At 51.7% G+C, this 18,316-nt stretch carries 17 protein-coding genes; 6 read left to right on the forward strand and 11 right to left on the reverse strand.

What is annotated here, in order from left to right; all coding sequences use genetic code 11:
* The first annotated feature begins 7 nt into the window (after window positions 1-7).
* From pncB to OB87_RS01130, 4 genes are all read left to right on the forward strand, one after another.
* The gene (gene pncB / locus OB87_RS01115) at window positions 8-1,213 is read left to right on the forward strand and encodes a nicotinate phosphoribosyltransferase (RefSeq protein WP_033567611.1); all 1,206 of its coding nucleotides are present in this window, start codon (window positions 8-10) and stop codon (window positions 1,211-1,213) included.
* Window positions 1,214-1,406: 193 nt separating this feature from the next.
* Window positions 1,407-2,807: an asparagine--tRNA ligase gene (gene asnS / locus OB87_RS01120; RefSeq protein ID WP_033567948.1), complete on the forward strand. Its 1,401-nt coding sequence runs from the start codon at window positions 1,407-1,409 to the stop codon at window positions 2,805-2,807.
* 294 nt (window positions 2,808-3,101) lie between these two features.
* Window positions 3,102-4,193 (forward strand): porin, encoded by a 1,092-nt coding sequence (locus tag OB87_RS01125; RefSeq protein WP_033567612.1) that lies wholly within the window; start codon window positions 3,102-3,104, stop codon window positions 4,191-4,193.
* A 541-nt stretch (window positions 4,194-4,734) separates the two neighbouring features.
* On the forward strand, window positions 4,735-5,826 hold the full coding sequence (locus OB87_RS01130; RefSeq protein ID WP_033567613.1) for a porin: 1,092 nt from the start codon (window positions 4,735-4,737) through the stop codon (window positions 5,824-5,826).
* Between the two features lie 92 nt (window positions 5,827-5,918).
* On the opposite strand, the gene OB87_RS20810 is transcribed toward OB87_RS01130, so the two are convergent.
* Complete coding sequence (locus tag OB87_RS20810; RefSeq protein WP_161783605.1) at window positions 5,919-6,062, reverse strand: hypothetical protein; 144 nt, start codon at window positions 6,060-6,062, stop codon at window positions 5,919-5,921.
* Between the two features lie 13 nt (window positions 6,063-6,075).
* Between OB87_RS20810 and OB87_RS01135 the strand changes: the two genes are divergently transcribed.
* On the forward strand, window positions 6,076-7,266 hold the full coding sequence (locus tag OB87_RS01135; RefSeq protein WP_033567614.1) for an amino acid aminotransferase: 1,191 nt from the start codon (window positions 6,076-6,078) through the stop codon (window positions 7,264-7,266).
* Between the two features lie 87 nt (window positions 7,267-7,353).
* Here OB87_RS01135 and OB87_RS01140 read toward each other — a convergent pair whose 3' ends face one another.
* The 9 genes from OB87_RS01140 to btuC form a co-directional block, all read right to left on the reverse strand.
* Window positions 7,354-7,992, reverse strand: a complete 639-nt coding sequence (locus OB87_RS01140; protein WP_033567615.1) for an MBL fold metallo-hydrolase — start codon at window positions 7,990-7,992, stop codon at window positions 7,354-7,356.
* Between the two features lie 64 nt (window positions 7,993-8,056).
* Window positions 8,057-8,605 (reverse strand): YcbK family protein, encoded by a 549-nt coding sequence (locus tag OB87_RS01145; protein WP_033567616.1) that lies wholly within the window; start codon window positions 8,603-8,605, stop codon window positions 8,057-8,059.
* A 199-nt stretch (window positions 8,606-8,804) separates the two neighbouring features.
* A complete protein-coding gene (gene ldtD, locus OB87_RS01150; RefSeq protein ID WP_033567617.1) occupies window positions 8,805-10,493 on the reverse strand; it encodes a L,D-transpeptidase in 1,689 nt (562 codons plus the stop codon).
* 290 nt (window positions 10,494-10,783) lie between these two features.
* A complete protein-coding gene (locus OB87_RS01155; RefSeq protein ID WP_033567618.1) occupies window positions 10,784-12,235 on the reverse strand; it encodes a protein adenylyltransferase SelO in 1,452 nt (483 codons plus the stop codon).
* A 198-nt stretch (window positions 12,236-12,433) separates the two neighbouring features.
* The gene (locus OB87_RS01160) at window positions 12,434-13,168 is read right to left on the reverse strand and encodes an EAL domain-containing protein (RefSeq protein WP_033567619.1); all 735 of its coding nucleotides are present in this window, start codon (window positions 13,166-13,168) and stop codon (window positions 12,434-12,436) included.
* Window positions 13,169-13,715: 547 nt separating this feature from the next.
* On the reverse strand, window positions 13,716-14,180 hold the full coding sequence (locus tag OB87_RS01165) for an NlpC/P60 family protein (RefSeq protein WP_033567620.1): 465 nt from the start codon (window positions 14,178-14,180) through the stop codon (window positions 13,716-13,718).
* Window positions 14,181-14,417: 237 nt separating this feature from the next.
* Window positions 14,418-15,188 carry a vitamin B12 ABC transporter ATP-binding protein BtuD gene (gene btuD, locus OB87_RS01170; protein WP_072025401.1) on the reverse strand — a complete coding sequence of 257 codons (771 nt, stop codon included), beginning with the start codon at window positions 15,186-15,188 and terminating at the stop codon, window positions 14,418-14,420.
* 2 nt (window positions 15,189-15,190) lie between these two features.
* Window positions 15,191-15,742 carry a glutathione peroxidase gene (locus OB87_RS01175; RefSeq protein WP_033567621.1) on the reverse strand — a complete coding sequence of 184 codons (552 nt, stop codon included), beginning with the start codon at window positions 15,740-15,742 and terminating at the stop codon, window positions 15,191-15,193.
* A gap of 84 nt (window positions 15,743-15,826) precedes the next feature.
* Complete coding sequence (gene btuC / locus OB87_RS01180; protein WP_033567622.1) at window positions 15,827-16,828, reverse strand: vitamin B12 ABC transporter permease BtuC; 1,002 nt, start codon at window positions 16,826-16,828, stop codon at window positions 15,827-15,829.
* Window positions 16,829-17,173: 345 nt separating this feature from the next.
* Between btuC and OB87_RS01185 the strand changes: the two genes are divergently transcribed.
* Window positions 17,174-17,428 (forward strand): hypothetical protein, encoded by a 255-nt coding sequence (locus OB87_RS01185; RefSeq protein ID WP_033567623.1) that lies wholly within the window; start codon window positions 17,174-17,176, stop codon window positions 17,426-17,428.
* Here OB87_RS01185 and cobB read toward each other — a convergent pair.
* The gene (gene cobB, locus OB87_RS01190; protein ID WP_033567624.1) at window positions 17,420-18,244 is read right to left on the reverse strand and encodes a Sir2 family NAD+-dependent deacetylase; all 825 of its coding nucleotides are present in this window, start codon (window positions 18,242-18,244) and stop codon (window positions 17,420-17,422) included. The genes OB87_RS01185 and cobB overlap by 9 nt on opposite strands.
* Between the last annotated feature and the right edge of the window lie 72 nt (window positions 18,245-18,316).

The raw sequence follows: 18,316 nt of genomic DNA on the forward strand, positions 1-18,316 counted from the left end.
GCGCATTATGACTTTACACACTGCCCCGATACTGACCTCATTGCTGGATACCGACGCCTATAAGCTGCATATGCAGCAAGCCGTCTACCACCATTATTATGATGTGCATGTGGCCGCCGAATTTCGCTGCCGCGGCGATGAGTTGTTAGGGGGCTATGCCGATGAGATCCGGGCGCAGGTAGAGGCCATGAGCCAACTGTCGTTGCATGACGATGAGTATGCCTACCTTGCCTCCCTGCCGTTTTTCAAAACCGATTATCTCGACTGGCTGAAAACCTTCCGTTTTAATCCGGCGCAAATTCGCGTTAGTAATCATCAGGGCAAGCTGGATATTCGTATCACCGGGCCGTGGCGCGAAGTGATTCTGTGGGAAGTGCCGCTGCTGGCAGTCATCAGTGAAGTGGTGCACCGCGCTCGCACGCCCGGTGAGCATATCGCCGCCGCGCTCAGTCAGTTGCACGACACACTGGCACGCTTTCGCCAGCACAGTGTCGATACCGACCTTAGCCGTTTCAAATTGATGGATTTTGGCACCCGTCGTCGTTTCTCTCATGAGGTTCAGCACCAGATCGTGCAGACGCTCAAGACGGAATTCCCTTACCTGATTGGCACCAGTAACTACGATCTGGCGCGACGTCTGCAACTGACGCCGGTCGGCACTCAGGCGCACGAATGGTTCCAGGCCCATCAGCAGATCAGCCCGACACTAGCGAACAGTCAACGTGCCGCGCTGGATGCCTGGTTGCAGGAATACCCGGAACAGCTCGGTATCGCGCTGACCGACTGCATCACCATGGACGCGTTCCTGCGCGACTTCGACCAGCCATTCGCCCAGCGTTATCAGGGATTACGGCATGATTCCGGCGACCCGATCGAATGGGGTGAAAAAGCCATCGCCCATTATCACGCGTTAGATATCGACCCGATGAGTAAAACGCTGGTGTTTTCCGATAACCTCAATCTGGAAAAAGCACTGCACCTTTACCGTCACTTCGGGCAACGCATCAACGTGGTCTTCGGTATCGGCACCCGCCTGACCTGCGATATCCCCGGCGTCAAACCGTTGAATATCGTCATCAAACTGGTGGAGTGCAACGGCAAACCGGTGGCGAAGTTGTCAGACAGTCCAGGAAAAACCATTTGCCAGGATCAGGCGTTTGTCAGCGAGCTGCGCAAGGCGTTTGATCTGCCACGCGTGAAAAAAGCCTCCTGAGCACCATACTTCTCGCATTATTCACTCCTCACACTACTGGCTACTCTTTAAGCCAGTAGCACCGGAATCGCGTAAAACTTGGCGCGTTCCGGTGATTTCTGCTTGTGTCCTGCCTAACGGCAAGTAACATAATGAAATGCCCATGCTGGGCAATGACAGTTCCCCATTAAATTTCACCAATAGAGAGAATGTTATGAGCGTAGTGCCTGTAGTCGACGTACTGCAAGGCCGTGTCGCCGTTGACAGTGACGTCACCGTGCGCGGCTGGGTACGTACCCGGAGAGACTCTAAAGCCGGTATTTCCTTTATTGCCGTCTATGACGGTTCCTGCTTTGATTCGCTACAGGCCGTCGTCAATAATAATCTTGCCAATTACCAGAGCGATGTTCTGCGTTTGACGACCGGTTGTTCGGTGGAAGTCACCGGCAAGGTGGTGGAATCCCCCGGCGAAGGCCAGAGTTTTGAACTGCAGGCGACCGACATCAAGGTCGTCGGCTGGGTGGAAGACCCTGATACCTATCCGATGGCGGCCAAACGCCACAGCATCGAATACCTGCGTGAAGTTGCGCATTTGCGCCCACGCACCAACCTGGTCGGCGCCGTCGCGCGCGTGCGTCACACACTGGCACAGGCTATCCACCGCTTCTTCCATCAGAGCGGTTTCTACTGGGTGTCCACGCCAATCATTACCGCCTCCGATACCGAAGGTGCTGGCGAAATGTTCCGGGTATCCACACTGGATCTGGAAAACCTGCCGCGCAACGATCAGGGCAAAGTAGATTTCAGCGAAGATTTCTTCGGTAAAGAAGCGTTCCTGACCGTATCCGGCCAGCTTAACGGCGAAACCTATGCCTGCGCCCTGTCTAAAATTTACACCTTCGGGCCAACCTTCCGCGCTGAAAACTCCAACACCAGCCGCCATCTGGCGGAGTTCTGGATGATCGAGCCGGAAGTGGCGTTTGCCACGCTGGACGACGTCGCCGCGCTGGCGGAAAACCTGCTGAAGTTCGTGTTCAAGGCCGTACTGGAAGAACGTGCCGATGACATGAAATTTTTTGCTGAACGTGTAGATAAAGACGCCGTCAGCCGACTGGAACGTTTTGTCAGCTCCGACTTCGCCCAGGTGGATTACACCGATGCCATCACCATTCTGGAAAACTGCGGGCAGACATTTGAAAACCCGGTTTCCTGGGGCATCGACCTGTCTTCCGAGCACGAGCGCTATCTGGCAGAGAAACACTTCCAGGCACCGGTTGTCGTCAAAAACTACCCGAAAGACATCAAAGCATTTTATATGCGCATGAACAGCGACGGTAAAACCGTGGCAGCGATGGACGTGCTGGCACCGGGCATCGGCGAAATTATCGGTGGTTCCCAGCGTGAAGAGCGTTTGGAACAACTGGATGCCCGTTTGGAAGAAATGGGACTCAGTAAAGAAGACTACTGGTGGTATCGCGATCTGCGTCGTTACGGCACCATCCCCCATTCTGGTTTCGGGCTTGGTTTTGAACGTTTGATTGCTTATGTAACGGGTGTACAAAATGTGCGCGATGTTATTCCCTTCCCGCGTACCCCACGTAACGCCACCTTCTAAGCAAAAAATAACATAAGAAAAACAGATATCTGCAATAAGAAGGGCACCTTATGGGTGCCCTTCTTATTTATTTTAGATGCTGCTCACAAAGTTCCATCATTTTTACAAAATGAAACACATATTTTCCAATAGTTACTCGTTTTCGAAATTAGTATCATTTAAAGGGTAGATTAACGAGCGGGTGAATGGAAAACTGCGTGCAGACACAGGAAGACAACTGTGCTCGCAATAAAGTTCCGTTAAGTTTTTTTTTATTGTGATGCAGGGGTCTTAATAACACCAATGAGGGTAATAATGATGAAGCGCAATATTCTTGCAGTGGTAATCCCGGCTCTGTTGGCTGCCGGTGCAGCTAACGCGGCAGAAGTGTATAACAAAGACGGTAACAAGCTGGACCTGACTGGTAAAATCGAAGCTGCTCACTACTTCGGTGATGAGTCTAACAGTGTATTTGGCGACGGTGATCAGACTTATGCACGTCTGGGTTTCAAAGGCGAAACCAAAATCAACAACGACCTGACTGGTTATGGCCGTTTTGAATATCAGTTTGACGCTAGCAACGCTGAAGACAGCAATAGTCTGCCGAGCAGTAACACTGGCAGCAAAACCCGTTATGCTTATGCCGGTTTGAAATTTGGTGATTTCGGCTCGCTGGATTACGGTCGTAACCGTGCAGTTGGCTACGATGGCCTGTCTTATACCGACGTTCTGCCAGAACAAGGTGGTGACTCATCTTATACTGATAACCTGACTGGTCGTAACGCCGGTGTTGCTACCTACCGTAACAAGAACTTCTTCGGTCTGGTAGACGGCTGGGACTTCGCTCTGGGTTACCAGGCTAAACATGAAGACTCTACTCAGCTGAGAAAACAAACCGGTGATGGCTGGGCGATCTCTTCTTCTTATACCTCTCCGTTTGGTGTAGGTGTAATCGGCTCTTATACCGCAGCTGACCGTACCAAATCTCAGGTTCTTGATGGCCGTGGCGAAAAAGCTGAAGCATGGGCAACTGGCCTGAAATATGATGCTAACAACGTGTACATTGCAGCTACATACGGTGAGTATCATAACCTGTCTTACTTAGACAAGAATGCTACTTTTGCTTATGATAAAACCAAGGTATTTGAAGCTGTTGCACAGTATACCTTTGATTTCGGTCTGACCCCGTCTCTGGGTTATGTAACTGCTAAAGCAGATGATGATACCTCTACAGCGAAAACCAGCGGTTACCTGAAGAAATATGTCAGCGTAGGTGCTACCTATGCATTCAACAAGAACTTCTCTACTCTGGTTGAATACGATATTAACCTGATCGATGGTGACAACAACCCGCACAGCGTTTCTACTGGCAACACTGTAGCTGTTGGCGCTATCTACCAGTTCTAATCTCGCCTTATAATCTGTCAACTATTGATGTTGACAGATTACAGACTGAGTTCTAAACACCAGTTGGTTTTTCCGACTGGTGTTTTTTATTTCCACACGATGCCGAACATAAAAAGTCAAACCACTTTAGTTTAATAGAGCTTTTATTTACTGTCGTCACCCCCAATTACCCTGCATTTATTACAAAATGGGGCAAATATGATGACAGGCACATGAAATAAATATATTTTTATCATATGAATTCCGAATTAAACACATCAAAAAACCCATCAAATCATTAGATAAATTCAACAAAAAAAGAGACTTAAGACCCAAATCCTTAATAAAACTGTAAAAACAAACCTTAAATTAAAAATTAGTTACAAATAAGAACAAAATGCACCACTTTTGAGCTATTGGTATCATTTGTGATGTAGATAAAGCTCATTGTGAATGGAACACTGCTTTCGGACACAGAAAGACACCGGCTCACGTCAGAAGTTCCTTAAGGATTTATCTGTAAATGTTGAGCAGGCGATATAACACAATGAGGGTAATTATAATGATGAAGCGCAATATTCTGGCAGTGGCTATCCCTGCTTTGTTGGCTGCTGGTGCAGCCAATGCGGCTGAAGTGTATAACAAAGATGGCAACAAACTTGATCTGACCGGTAAAGTTCATGCCGGTTATTATTTTGGTGACTCAACCAAGAGTTTTGAAGGAAGAGGCGATCAGACCTACGTTCGTATGGGTTTCAAAGGTGAAACTCAGATCACCAAGGATCTGATCGGCTACGGCCGTTTTGAATATCATTTTGATGCCAGTAATCCAGAAGACTCCAACAGCCTGCCGATTGGCACCAACGGTAATGGCAGCAAAACTCGTTATGCGTATGCCGGTCTGAAGTTTGCCAACTTCGGCTCAATTGATTATGGTCGTAATAAAGGTATCGCCTATGACGGTATCTCTTATACTGACGTTCTGCCAGAATGGGGCGGTGACCAGAGCTACACTGATAGCATCACAGGTCGTTCTTCCGGTGTTGCCACTTACCGTAACAAAAACTTCTTCGGTCTGGTGGATGGATGGGATTTTGGCGTTCAGTATCAGGCTAAACACGAAGACTCAACTCAGTTGAGAAAACAGACTGGCGACGGCTGGGGTATTTCCTCCTCCTACACGTCTCCAATTGGTGTTGGTGTTATCGCATCTTATGAAGCAGCAGACCGCACTCGCTTCCAAACTCCCGATAACCGAGGCAAAAAAGCTGAAGCATGGGCTACAGGCCTGAAATACGATGCCAACAGCATCTATTTGGCTACGACTTATGGTGAATATCATAACCTGAGCTACCTGGGACGCACCTCTACCTCCGCTCTGGACAAAACCAAAGTATTCGAAGCAGTTGCTCAATATCATTTTGACTTTGGTTTGACCCCTTCTCTGGCATATGTTTCTGCTAAAGCAGACGATGATACAGCTGGCACCAGTGGCTACATCACTAAATATGTCAGCATCGGCAGCACCTATAACTTCAATAAAAACCTGGCAGCTAACGTGGAATATCTGGTCAACCTGATTGACTCAGACAATAATCCATACAACAGAAGAACCGGTAACAGCGTCTTCACCGGCCTGACTTACCAGTTCTAATTGCTGCTTTATTGAGTACCTGTGTCAAGCCGGGAGCCCTCTCTCCCGGCTTTTTACATTCAGGAATACTTACCACATATGTACCGCTTTTATCACACCGCTCTGCCCCAACCTTTCTCATAAGGTATTTGTACCATCACTTTATCTTCTACCATTATTTCCGTTTCTTTTGATGCAAACGGTTGGCAAAGCCAGACGCTGGCGTTAACCTGATATTTCTGTTTACTCTCTGTCATGGATTACTTCGCAATGTTTGAAAAGATCGCTGCCGCACCTGCCGACCCAATTCTGGGGCTGGCCGACCTGTTTCGTGCTGACGAACGCCCCCACAAAATCAACCTGGGGATTGGTGTGTATAAAGATGAAACCGGCAAAACACCGGTACTCACCAGTGTTAAAAAAGCGGAACAGCTGTTGCTGGAAACAGAAACCACCAAAAATTACCTGAGTATTGATGGCATCCCCGAATTTGCCCGCTGCACTCAGGAGCTGTTGTTCGGTAAGCAGAGCGAGATCATTGCGAACAAACGTGCACGCACCGCACAAACGCCGGGAGGCACCGGTGGCCTGCGTGTTGCTGCGGACTTCATTGCCAACCAAACCAGCGCTAAGCGCATCTGGGTGAGCAACCCGAGCTGGCCGAACCATAAAAATGTGTTTTCTGCCGTCGGCCTCGAAGTCTGTGATTACACCTACTACGACGCGGCGAATCACGCGCTGGATTTTGACAGTATGCTGACCAGCCTTAATGCAGCTCAGGCTGGCGATGTTGTGCTGTTCCATGGCTGTTGTCATAACCCTACCGGTATCGACCCAACACAAGCGCAATGGGCGCAGTTGGCTGACCTGGCGCTGGAAAAAGGCTGGCTGCCGCTGTTTGACTTCGCCTATCAGGGCTTTGCCCGTGGTCTGGATGAAGACGCCGAAGGGCTGCGCATTTTTGCCGCCAAACACAAAGAATTAATCGTCGCCAGCTCTTACTCCAAGAATTTTGGCTTGTACAACGAGCGTGTCGGCGCCTGCACTATCGTGGCGGCAGATGCCGCAACTGTCGACACTGCCTTCAGCCAGGTCAAGGCAGCGATTCGCGCCAACTACTCCAACCCACCGTCACACGGTGCGGCAGTTGTGGCAACAGTACTCTCCAACGAATCACTGCGTAACATCTGGGAACAGGAATTAACCGCAATGCGCGAGCGCATTCAGCGTATGCGTCACCTGTTCGTCAGTACGCTGCAGGAAAAAGGTGCCAATCAGGATTTCTCCTTTATCATCAACCAGAATGGTATGTTCTCTTTCAGCGGGCTGAGTAAGGATCAGGTGCTCCGTCTGCGCAACGAGTTTGGTATTTACGCGGTGAACTCCGGTCGAATCAACGTCGCAGGCATGACGCCGGAAAATATGGCACCGCTGTGCGAAGCCATCGTTGCCGTGCTGTAATCACAGCTGTCGCCCTTTAAAAGGGCACATGCAAACAAAAAGGCCAGCTGACTTTGCTGGCCTTTTTGTTGCCCAATAAAAGAGGAATCAGTCAGTATCGCGCACAAACGGGTTAGTACGGCGCTCGTCACCAAATGTGGACATAGGGCCATGACCCGGAATGAAAGCGATATCATCGCCCAGCGGGAATAACTTATTACGGATGGAGTCCACCAGTGCCTGATGGTTTCCTTGTGGAAAATCACTACGCCCCACTCCGCCACGAAAAATCACATCACCAACCTGTGCGAAACGTGCCTGCTTATCAATGAACACCACATGACCCGGTGTATGACCTGGGCAATGCAGAACAGATAACTCTGATTCACCAATAGCGACAATATCGCCCTCCTCCAGCCAGCGAGTGGGCACCAAAGGTGGGCAATCATCCAGGCCGAACATCCTGCTCTGGGCGGGTAGCCCATCAAGCCAGAAGGCATCTGCCTGCTGAGGGCCAACGATAGGCACTTGAAAGTATTCAGCCAACGCAGCAGCGGCACCAACATGGTCCAGATGACCATGCGTTAACAACACTTGCGTCACCGTCACGCCGGTCTGCGCCACAACGTGTTTGATTTTTTCTGCGTCACCGCCGGGATCAACAATGGCGGCCTGCAACGTTTTTTCACACCATAACAGCGTACAATTCTGGCTAAACGCTGTGACAGGAATAATCTGGTACTTCATACCGCTCCGTTTTACTTCAATCCTTGTTCAAGGGAATGCTGACGTCGCCACACAGTAATGCGTGTTACCAGGTGCGGACCGCGCCAGTATCAATGTGCACAAAATTGCTCTGCGGGTAATAGCCAACGCCACCGGCACGCATTTTCATCGCGGCTTTTCGGATATTCGCCAGTTGGACGCCTTCAATATGGAAATCCATGGCCTTTCCCTGGGTGTGATAGCTCTGTTTTGCCACGCCCTTACTGTGCGACCGCAAATCTTCATTGGTACTGTAAGAACGATAACCCGAGATCAGCTGTACCGGCTTGGCGGAACCTAACATGACTTGCAAGCGGTATAGCTGATCAAACAGCGCCGGGTCGATGGTTTTGACTTTATTCGCCCGATAATCGCGGAAGAAATGGTTTAACCGGGAGAGTTCTTCTTTGTTATAACGACGACCATCGAAGAATTCGACTTTGATGCGCTCACCGGTATTGATATTGTTCAACGTAAGAATGCGCGGACGAGCAGTGGATAATGAAGCCAGCGATTGACCCGGCAGCAGCGCTATCCCTAATGCTGCGCCGCCGAGCGCCAGCCATTTGCGTCGATGATTATCAATGTGTTCCATAAAACTTGAGTACCCTGGGCTAAAACAGCGAAGGAAGAACAACAGGTGAAGCGGTACGTAAAAAATGTACCGCTTTGCACCTTAACTGCACGCGGTTGGCCCGTCAACCGGCTTTACGCCAACGCTGGAGCCAACACCCACTGCCTTTCACCCGACAATACCTGTCGACGTCCCAGAGAATTGCCCGCATTACGGATACTTACTGTAGTAATAATCCAACCTTAGACAAAGCCAGCGCGCCGGTTTTCACCGTATCATCATAATTGTAAATATCTGTGCGGAACTGTGGCTTACCATCGTCAGCCACCCAGGCGGTCAGGTAGTAAAAATTCACCGGCACTCTTTGGCGCACCGCGACATAAGTGGTGTTGCCCTGTTCAAGAGTTGACGAAATACGGGCATTGTTCCAGCCAGCGTCCTGCAATAACAATGCCGCCAGTTCCGATGCCTTATTAACACGCACACACCCCGAACTCAGCGCCCGGATATCTTTCTGAAACAAATTGTGGTTAGGCGTGTCATGCAGGTAGATAGCATCCGTATTCGGCATGTTGAACTTGTAACGTCCCAGCGAATTGCTGTCCCCCGGAGCCTGACGCAGGCGATACGGAAAGTTGCTGGCCGACACCATCGGCCAATCGATCATCGAAGGATCAATCGGCTGGGCGCTTTCGGTCCAGTCTGACAAGACGGTATAACCGTGGCGTTGCAGATATCCAGGGTCCTGAATCACCTTGGGAATAATGTCCTGACGGGTAAGCGTGGTAGGCACATTCCACGGCGGATTCATCACCACATTGCTCAGCGAACTGCTCATCAACGGTGTCTTGCGCTTCGGCTGGCCGACAATCACCCTTGACGACAAAATCTCCGCGCCATTCTGATAGTAACTGAGTGAGTAGTTGGGAATATTCACCACGATGCCGCTGCTGACCTTATCCGGCACCAGCCGCAGGCGCTGGATATTCAACGCCAACAAGGTCGCACGTCTCTGCGAAGAGACATTGAGCCAGTCGCGAGTCCGTTTGCCGATCACCCCGTCATCCTGCAACCCTTGCGAGTGCTGAAAGCGTTTCACCGCGTCCACCATCTCCCCGTCATAGCGCAGCGGTGAGGTATTACCTGATGACGCCTCATTAAACAACGGCATCGCCCGACTGTCCTGATTCAACATGCCGGTTCGCAGCAGAATCTCTTTTAATACCGGTAACGCGTTGCTCTCATCGCCGGGGCGCAATGAATCCGCCAGGATGAGCTGTGGCCAGGGGCGGTTGTCCGTCAGCATGTTTTTCAACGCGTCGTGCATTTTGGCATACTGGGAATGACGAGGTGCCAGCGACGCAATAAACGCCAGCCCGTTACCCGATACAACCGCTCGCTGCCACTGATCAATCATCTCCGCCGATGGCATGGCCAGCTTATAAGGAACGCTGCTGTACAACCAGCTATTGCCATTTTTCTCCACCCCGGCAACAAACTGCATGTACCCGAGCATGGCGTCCGACAGCACCACATCACGGGCAAAACCGTTTAATTTCGGGTCGGTTAACCAGGTAACCCAGGTGGTGAATTGCGGTTGAATACCGGAAAGCGCAACTTCCGCTAATTGCTGCTGAAACGCCTTGACGACGTGACTGTCGCTCCACATTGGTTGCATATGCTGGCGTGTATACAGCGCCGTCAATTCGCCAAGATAATGCGGTGAAATACCGGCAGGCAAACCGGCGGTGACAGAGGTATGACTTTTTGACGCGGCCGACGACACTGCACTGCCCGGTGCAATCGGCGAAGCCGCCTGAGCGGAAAACGAAGTCGACAGACTACCCAGCCAAATCGCGCTGGCTACCCCCAGAAGCAGTCTTGGTGTATTTCGTTTGACTAACAACATCCATTTATCCCCTGTACATAAAATGACACTGCTTTTATTACACTGCGCTTTTCGCAACCGGCCCGTTTCTGTCTGCTCATTATTTCTCGCAACCGATATATCCGTTGCAACACACCGCCATCACTCATTGAAATAGCTCACCTGACAGGCAAACTCGCGCTACGAATAATGACGGGTATTCCCTAGTTTATACTGATTTTACAGCGTGACATGGGAAATAATCAGCCAGTTACTCCCTTAATTCCTGCCATTATACAGCCAGTTATTTTCCCTATCGGCCCCCACGCATTTTAGCTGGAACAGGAAATCTCCAGATGTTTACCCCATGTTGGAGGCAACGCGGCCAAGTCGGCCATATCCGGCTGATCCGCATAAGGTTGACGCAACGCCTGATGCAAACGCCCGAGCAGACCGGTATCTTCCCGCTCCGCCTGCTCTATCGCTTGTTGAGCCAGATAATTGCGTAATACATAACGCGGATTGGCCTGCTTCATCCGGCACTGACGTTCAGCATCGTCCGTGCTTTCCAGTGCCAGCCGCTGACGGTACGTGCTGAACCAATCGTCAAAGGCCGGACGATCGATAAACACGTCCTGTAATGGTGAGTGGCTGCTGTGCCGTTCGGTTTCCGACAACAGTCGAAAAATGTGGGTATAGTCCGCCTGCTCGCGCTGCATCAGCGTCAATAGCCCCACCAGCACGTCGTTATCTTGTGCCTGCGGCGTATCAAAACCGAGTTTAGCGCGCATCAGCTCGCCGAAACGCTGCATCAACGCAGGCTCATAGCGATCTAACGCCCGTTGCAGGATATCGCTGGACATCAGGCCCGATAGCGACTGCGCCAGGCGGTGCAGGTTCCACAACGCTACCGCCGGTTGATTATCAAAGGCGTAACGTCCCTGATAGTCCGAATGATTGCAGATGTAACCGGGTTGATAATCGTCCATAAAACCATACGGACCATAGTCGATGGTGAGGCCAAGAATGGACATATTGTCAGTATTCATCACCCCGTGGGCAAAACCAACGGCCTGCCAGTGCGCCATCAAGTGTGCAGTACGCTCAACAACATCGCAGAACCACAGGTAATAACGTTCGGTTTCCTGCTGCCACTGCGGCCAGTGCCGTGCAATGACATACTCTGCCAGTTGACGCACCTTCTCCGGCTCGCGACGGTAATAGAAATGTTCGAAGTGACCAAAACGGACGTGGCTGTCCGCTACTCGCAGTAGCATCGCTGCTCGTTCTTCCTGCTCACGCTGTACCGGATGGTCGCTGCTGACAATCGTCAACGCCCGCGTGGTGGGAATACCGAGATGGTGTAGCGCTTCCGACGCCAAAAATTCGCGCACCACCGAACGTAATACCGCCCGGCCGTCGCCCATACGTGAATAGGGCGTCAGCCCCGCACCTTTAAGGTGCCAGTCTTGTGTCCGGCCATCCGCCAGTTGCTGTTGCCCAAGCAGGATGCCGCGACCATCCCCCAACTGCCCGGCCCAGGCCCCGAACTGATGACCACTGTATACCTGAGCCAGCGGAGCCATACCCGGCAACAGGCACTCTCCGCTCCAGATTCGGCGGTTGTCGCCGTCAAACCACTCGTTCGATAACCCCAGTTCCTGAGCAAGCGTGGTGTTATGGTACAGCAAACGTGCGCCCTGCAATGGCGTGGGTGTCAGCTCGGTGTAAAATCCCGGCAGTTGCTGGTGATAATGGTTATTAAACAGAAGGTGATGCGACATAATTCCCCCTTTTTCATCAGTGTAGAACTGCGACGGGAGAATTAACACGGAGTAAATACAAGGGTATTAGCCGTATGGAAACAGCAATACTGCAACTCGAATTATTTAGGGGGCATCCCCGTCATTCTACAAGTTGCAGGTGCGTTGGCTTACAAACAGAACGGCGGGTGCCAGCCACAGCTGGACGCCCCGCATGACTCAACCGTAACAGGCGACCGGCATCAGCGCATGATCCAGTGCTTCCGGCGGCAAGCTCGGCCATAATTGCCCCTGGACAGCATTGATATCAAGCCCACCTATTTTTTCAAAACTGGCTATATTATCAATCCCTTTCGCCACCACTTTCAGTGAGGGGCAATGTTTTCTCATCACCTGCAACATGGGATTAATAATAGATACAGATGCAGGTCGGGTTAATAATTTATTGATGAACATAGCATCCATTTTTACACTGGCAACCAGACCATCATAGAATGGCTTCATAGTCATTTTTCCGGAACCGAAATTATCCAGCCACAAATGGAAAGACTGACTTAATTTAGTCAGCTGAGAATTATCCCGCCCACGACATATATCAGGAAAACCCTCATTAATTTCAAGTTGCAAAAAAGGTAATGCACGAAATTCCTGTCCCAGCGCTTCATCGCTAATCAGAAAATTTATTAATGTATGATCGATCTTTAGTAGTACCGTCACCCGGTGATTGATAAACCAGGCTGACTTCTCTTTCAGGATTGCCAGTTGCTCTCTGAGCAAGGTTCGCTTCTGCCGGTGGTTGAGTATGCCCAGTAAGATTTCCTGCGGCATGGACAGGTTCCCTACCGTGCTTTGAAAGCGCCCGATCATCTCTACTGCCAGCAACCGTGAATCCAGATGATAAATCGGAGAGAAAAGATACTGACTGATATAGTCAACTTCAAGCTGGATACGCATAGTGTTATAGCCAGATTAAAAAGGTTAAACCCGCTGTAACGGGCAGCCAGACAATTCATGCCTGACCTGATCCTATTCGCTGCTACCACTCCAGAAACATTAAAGATTATTATCAATAATATTCAAGCGAGGAATATAACATCAAGCCAATTCAACAACTATTATTGTTGACTCAACAACCTGCACTTAAATATCCGTAAGAATATATGATAAATAACCCCAATCCTTTTCTTCACGCGAACACCCATTTGGTTACTACCGGAACCGACACTAATCTATAATTCGGTGGTATCGAAAAACAATCCGTTTTTCATTTTTCAGACAAAGCCCTAATAGCCATGTCAAATTATTAACGAATGCTTTCCGATAACCAGACAATCAATGCGTTTATTTCGTGATGCTGTTGAGGAAAATCCGCCACCAAAACGTTCCATGATGAAAGCCACGATCGGCACTTTCCCGATAGGCGGAACCGGAAATCAGCAAACGTAATGCAGGCACGGTGAAACCCCGAATAGCAGCAGACCGCCATCAGGCGGCTGGAAACTCAGATACGGCGAGCCTGCCAGTAGGCCCGTTTCCAGTAAACGTTGTTCAGCGACGACCGCATAACGCCACGGCTGGTGGAGGCATGAATAAACTGATCATTATTGTCGTAGATGCCGACATGCAGCCCATTCTCACCGCTACCGGTACGGAAAAAGACCAGGTCGCCAGGCAGCAAGGCGTCACGGTCGACGGGTGTGCCCACTTCCATCTGCGCTTCTGTGGAACGCGGCAGTGTCAACCCGAATCGATCACGAAACGTCAGGTAAACAAAGCCGGAACAATCGATACCGTTCTGATCCAGACCGCCATAGCGATACGGCGTACCACGCCATGTTGCCAGTTGGGCGTGCAACTGCGACCGCACCTCGTCGGTATCGCCCAGACGAGTACTCTGCGGAACATGACTGCTGCATCCAGCCAGAAACAGCGCCATCAGTATTAGCCAGAATCTCCAGAACTTCATGCATCATGCTCGCTGTTGACAGGGGGGGACGATTGTTGACGAAGAACAATTGTTGGTGAAGAGCACCCCACAAAAATCGAATTACGTCATATTATCATTCGCGTGTGGGCATTAATCGGCCGAAAACAGAGAATTTTTCTATGATGACAACGCGTTACATCGCACATTTTGCCTTGCCGTCACACACGAATCAGCCAAAACCTCATTAGCCATGCATCGGTGTTGCCTCTGTTACCGTCATTCCTGCTGCGCCAGCATCCAGTGGCGGCCATCCAATGCATAGTGCGTAAACGCCACCCCAAATACCGGCGACAGTATTTCTGGCTGCATCACATCCGCAACCGCCCCTTGTGCCACCAACTCACCACACGACATCAGCCACACCCGGTTGGCATGATGTAAAGTATGATTCAGGTCGTGACCTGACGCGATGACCGTCATCCCGGCCCGGCACAACGCTGCCAGCAATGCATCCAGCGCCACTCGCTGGGCGATATCCAGACTGGCAGCAGGTTCGTCCAGCAACAACAACCGGGCCGAAGGATTGAGCGTCGGCCAGACTTGCAGTAGCACTGCCGCCAATCTGACCCGTTGCCATTCGCCGCCGGAAAGCCGGGTCAGCGGACGGCGCAATTTATCCGTCAGCGACAATCGCTCAGCCAACTGTTGTACTACGTTGTCCACGCTTGCAGCATCGCAACGCGGCGGCTGGTGCAACTGCAGGTACTGGAACACCGGTATCAATGCCAGCGCGCTGTGGTGTTGCGGCAGGTAGGCACGAACCCGCGCCAGGTCACGCGCTGACCAGTCGACGATCGCTTGATCCAACAACAACGTTTCGCCACCCCCCGGCTGTAATCCGGCCATTAACGCCAGCAACGTGCTCTTACCCGCGCCATTAGGACCAATAATATGCACCAGTTCGCCCGGATGACAACGAACATCAACCGATGACAAGCGTCCAGCGACGCTAACGCTATGCAGGGACAGCAACGCTTGGGCAGACACGGTTACTGTGCCAGCGCCTGCTCAATAGCCTTGATAATCGCACCGTCATCCGGTGTCATGTCCGGCGAGAAACGCGCTATCACCTCACCACGACGATTGACCAGAAATTTTTCGAAGTTCCACAGGATATCGCCCGGATGAGCCGGTGCCTGACCTTTGCTGACGCGGCGTTCGTAAAATTCGCTGCCCTGTGGCCGCAGTGCATCAGGCTGTGCCTGAATCAGCGCCTGATACAGCGGATGACGCCCGCTTCCGTTAACATCAATTTTGCCAAACATTGGGAACTGTACGCCGAACGTCCCGCGACAAAACGCGTTGATCTCTTCATTGCTACCCGGCTCCTGCCCGGCAAATTCGTTGGAGGGAAACCCCAGTACCGCAAACCCGCGATCACGATAGGTTTCATACAGATTCTCCAGCGCTTCATATTGCCTGGTCAGCCCGCACTGCGAAGCGACGTTGACCACCAGCAGCACGTTGTTGCGCCAGTTTTCCAGCGATGTCTGACGACCATCGATAGTTTGCAGGGGAATTGCGTATAACGTATTGCTCATTGCCTGTTCCTTTTTTGTCAAACCGGCTTGCCCGCCGACCTGTTCATCATGGTGAGATAACGATTGTAAATAACGAGGGTGGGATCATGCCTGATGGCGCAGTAGCAGCCAGATAAACCAGGGCGCTCCCAGCGTGGCGGTGACGACGCCAACCGGTAACTCCGCCGTCGCCAGCAACGTGCGCGCCAGCGTATCCGCCAGCATCAGTACAACAGCACCAGCCAGCCCACACCCGGTTAATAGATAGCGCTGATCGGTCAGCCCGCACAAGCGCAAAATATGCGGGATGACCAACCCGACAAAGCCGATCACCCCAGCCAGCGCCACACTGATCCCCACCAGTGCTCCCATCGCCAACACCAGCAGATTACGCCAATACAATACCGCGACCCCTAATTGCCGGGCAGCCAGCTCGCCTAGTGCCAGTTGATTGAGTACCTCACCGCAACGCGCCAGACCGACCAGTAGCGGCAGCATCAGCAACATCAATCCGCCGTAACGCCAGTCTACCCCGCTAAAGCCCCCCATCATCCAGTACATCAACTGGCGCAAATCGAGGCTGGTACTGAAATAGACGACCCAGGTCATCAGCGCGTTGCAGATGATGCTCAGCGCGACGCCGATCAACAGCAGGCGCGCGTTGGACACCCCGACGCGAGAAAAGTGCAGCAACATCAATGTGACCAGCAGCGCACCCGCGATGGCACACAGGCTGAGGCTCCAGACCGGCAGCATCCCTTTCCCTATCAGCACCGCCAGCACCAGCGCCACACCCGCACCACTGGAGACACCGAGTAACCCCGGTTCGGCCAACGGATTATCGAACACCGACTGCATTACCGCGCCCCCCATCGCCAGCCCCGCCCCAACCAGCATCACCGCCAGCGTGCGCGGCAATCGGAGCTGCCAGATAAACAGCGATGAGTCCGAATCCAGCCAGTGTGTTGGCCCAATCCAACGCTCCCCGGCACACAGGCTTATCGCCATTCCAACCGCCAGCAACAGCCATAACCCCAACAGCCGCTGGCGATCTCGCCTGCGTTGCTGCTGTTTCAGTTGGGTATAACGCACTGGGGTTGACTGCATGGGGTCGCCTGCAATGACAATCGGACAATGGCAATCATGATGCGCATATCCGCAGTGATATCAAGCTGATGCTGTGAATTTTCGCCAGGGAATGGAAAGTGGCTCGCAAAGTATGCCGTAAGGAATCATGTTCTATTCCTCCGCCACATTGCATGATATGTGATTATCTTATCCAGATTGATTGTTTTTTAATCACAAAAATTTCGACTACCTTTATACCTATAGGACATTATCAACACGCCTGTTATGCCCGTCATACTTCGCGCTGTCGGTACGCTGGTTTTCTGGCAACGTGAACTATCCGGGTAGAGAACATCAGCAACCAGTCATTCTGTGGGGTAAATTATGCTGACATCCCTTTGGCGCACGCTATCTCGCAGCCAGCGAAACAGCGAAAATCGCCAGGCTGAGCCATCCGACAACTGTATCGAATGCGAATACAGCTTCTACAACCACGAAGCCAATCTGCCATTCGACCAAATTGAAGAGTGCCTGCGTGCCCGCCGTGATGCGCTGATACAGGAACAGCCACCACTGACTAACGTCAGGCCCAGCGCCATACGCCCGCGCTGGGCAAGCAAGTCATCAGGTTCAGGTTGACGGGTGTCGAGCCAGCCAGGTGTGAACAAACTCCACCACCACTTTGCTGGCTGGGCCATAAATGTGTTCGTCGAACTGACTTTGTACCTGGCTGGGCTCCAGGTTCAGTTCCACGGTATGGGCTCCGTGTGCCTGCGCTTCGTGCACAAAACCAGCGGCTGGGTAGACATTGCCCGACGTACCGATGGCAACAAACAGGTCTGCTTGTGACAACGCGTGATAAATGCGTTCCATCTCCAGCGGCATTTCACCAAACCACACCACATGTGGGCGCAACGGTGCCGGAAACTGGCAACAGTGGCAGCGCTCATCCACCGAAACGTCGCCCGTCCATTCAAAGACCTGCCCGCTCTGGCTGCAACGCACTTTCAACAGCTCGCCATGCATGTGGATAATACGCTTACTACCGGCCCGCTCGTGCAGATTGTCAATGTTCTGGGTGACCAGCAGAAAATGATCGCCAAGCGCCGCTTCCCATTCCGCCAACGCCAGATGCGCGGCATTAGGCGTTATGTCCGGCTGTTGCAACTGACGGCGACGCTGGTTGTAAAAATTCTGAACGGTTTGCGGATCGCGATGAAACCCTTCCGGGGTGGCGACATCCTCCACTCGATGCTCTTCCCACAATCCATCCGAGGCACGAAATGTGCGAATACCGGATTCGGCAGAAATCCCTGCTCCGGTAAGGACAACAACACGTGGTTTATTCACGTTTTTGACCACCAGATAATCAAGATGAAAAATGCGGGCACACAGACGCTGATGACGGAGACGCTTTCGCTGCCGAAAACGGTGTAATCGCTGACGCGAGTGCATGTCTGCTCCTTAGATTGTCTTTAGAACGCACCGACGGTACGTTCTGCGTCCGCTCAGAGAGCGGGATTGGCA

It is taken from the genome of Dickeya undicola (assembly GCF_000784735.1).
GTDB lineage: Bacteria > Pseudomonadota > Gammaproteobacteria > Enterobacterales > Enterobacteriaceae > Dickeya > Dickeya undicola.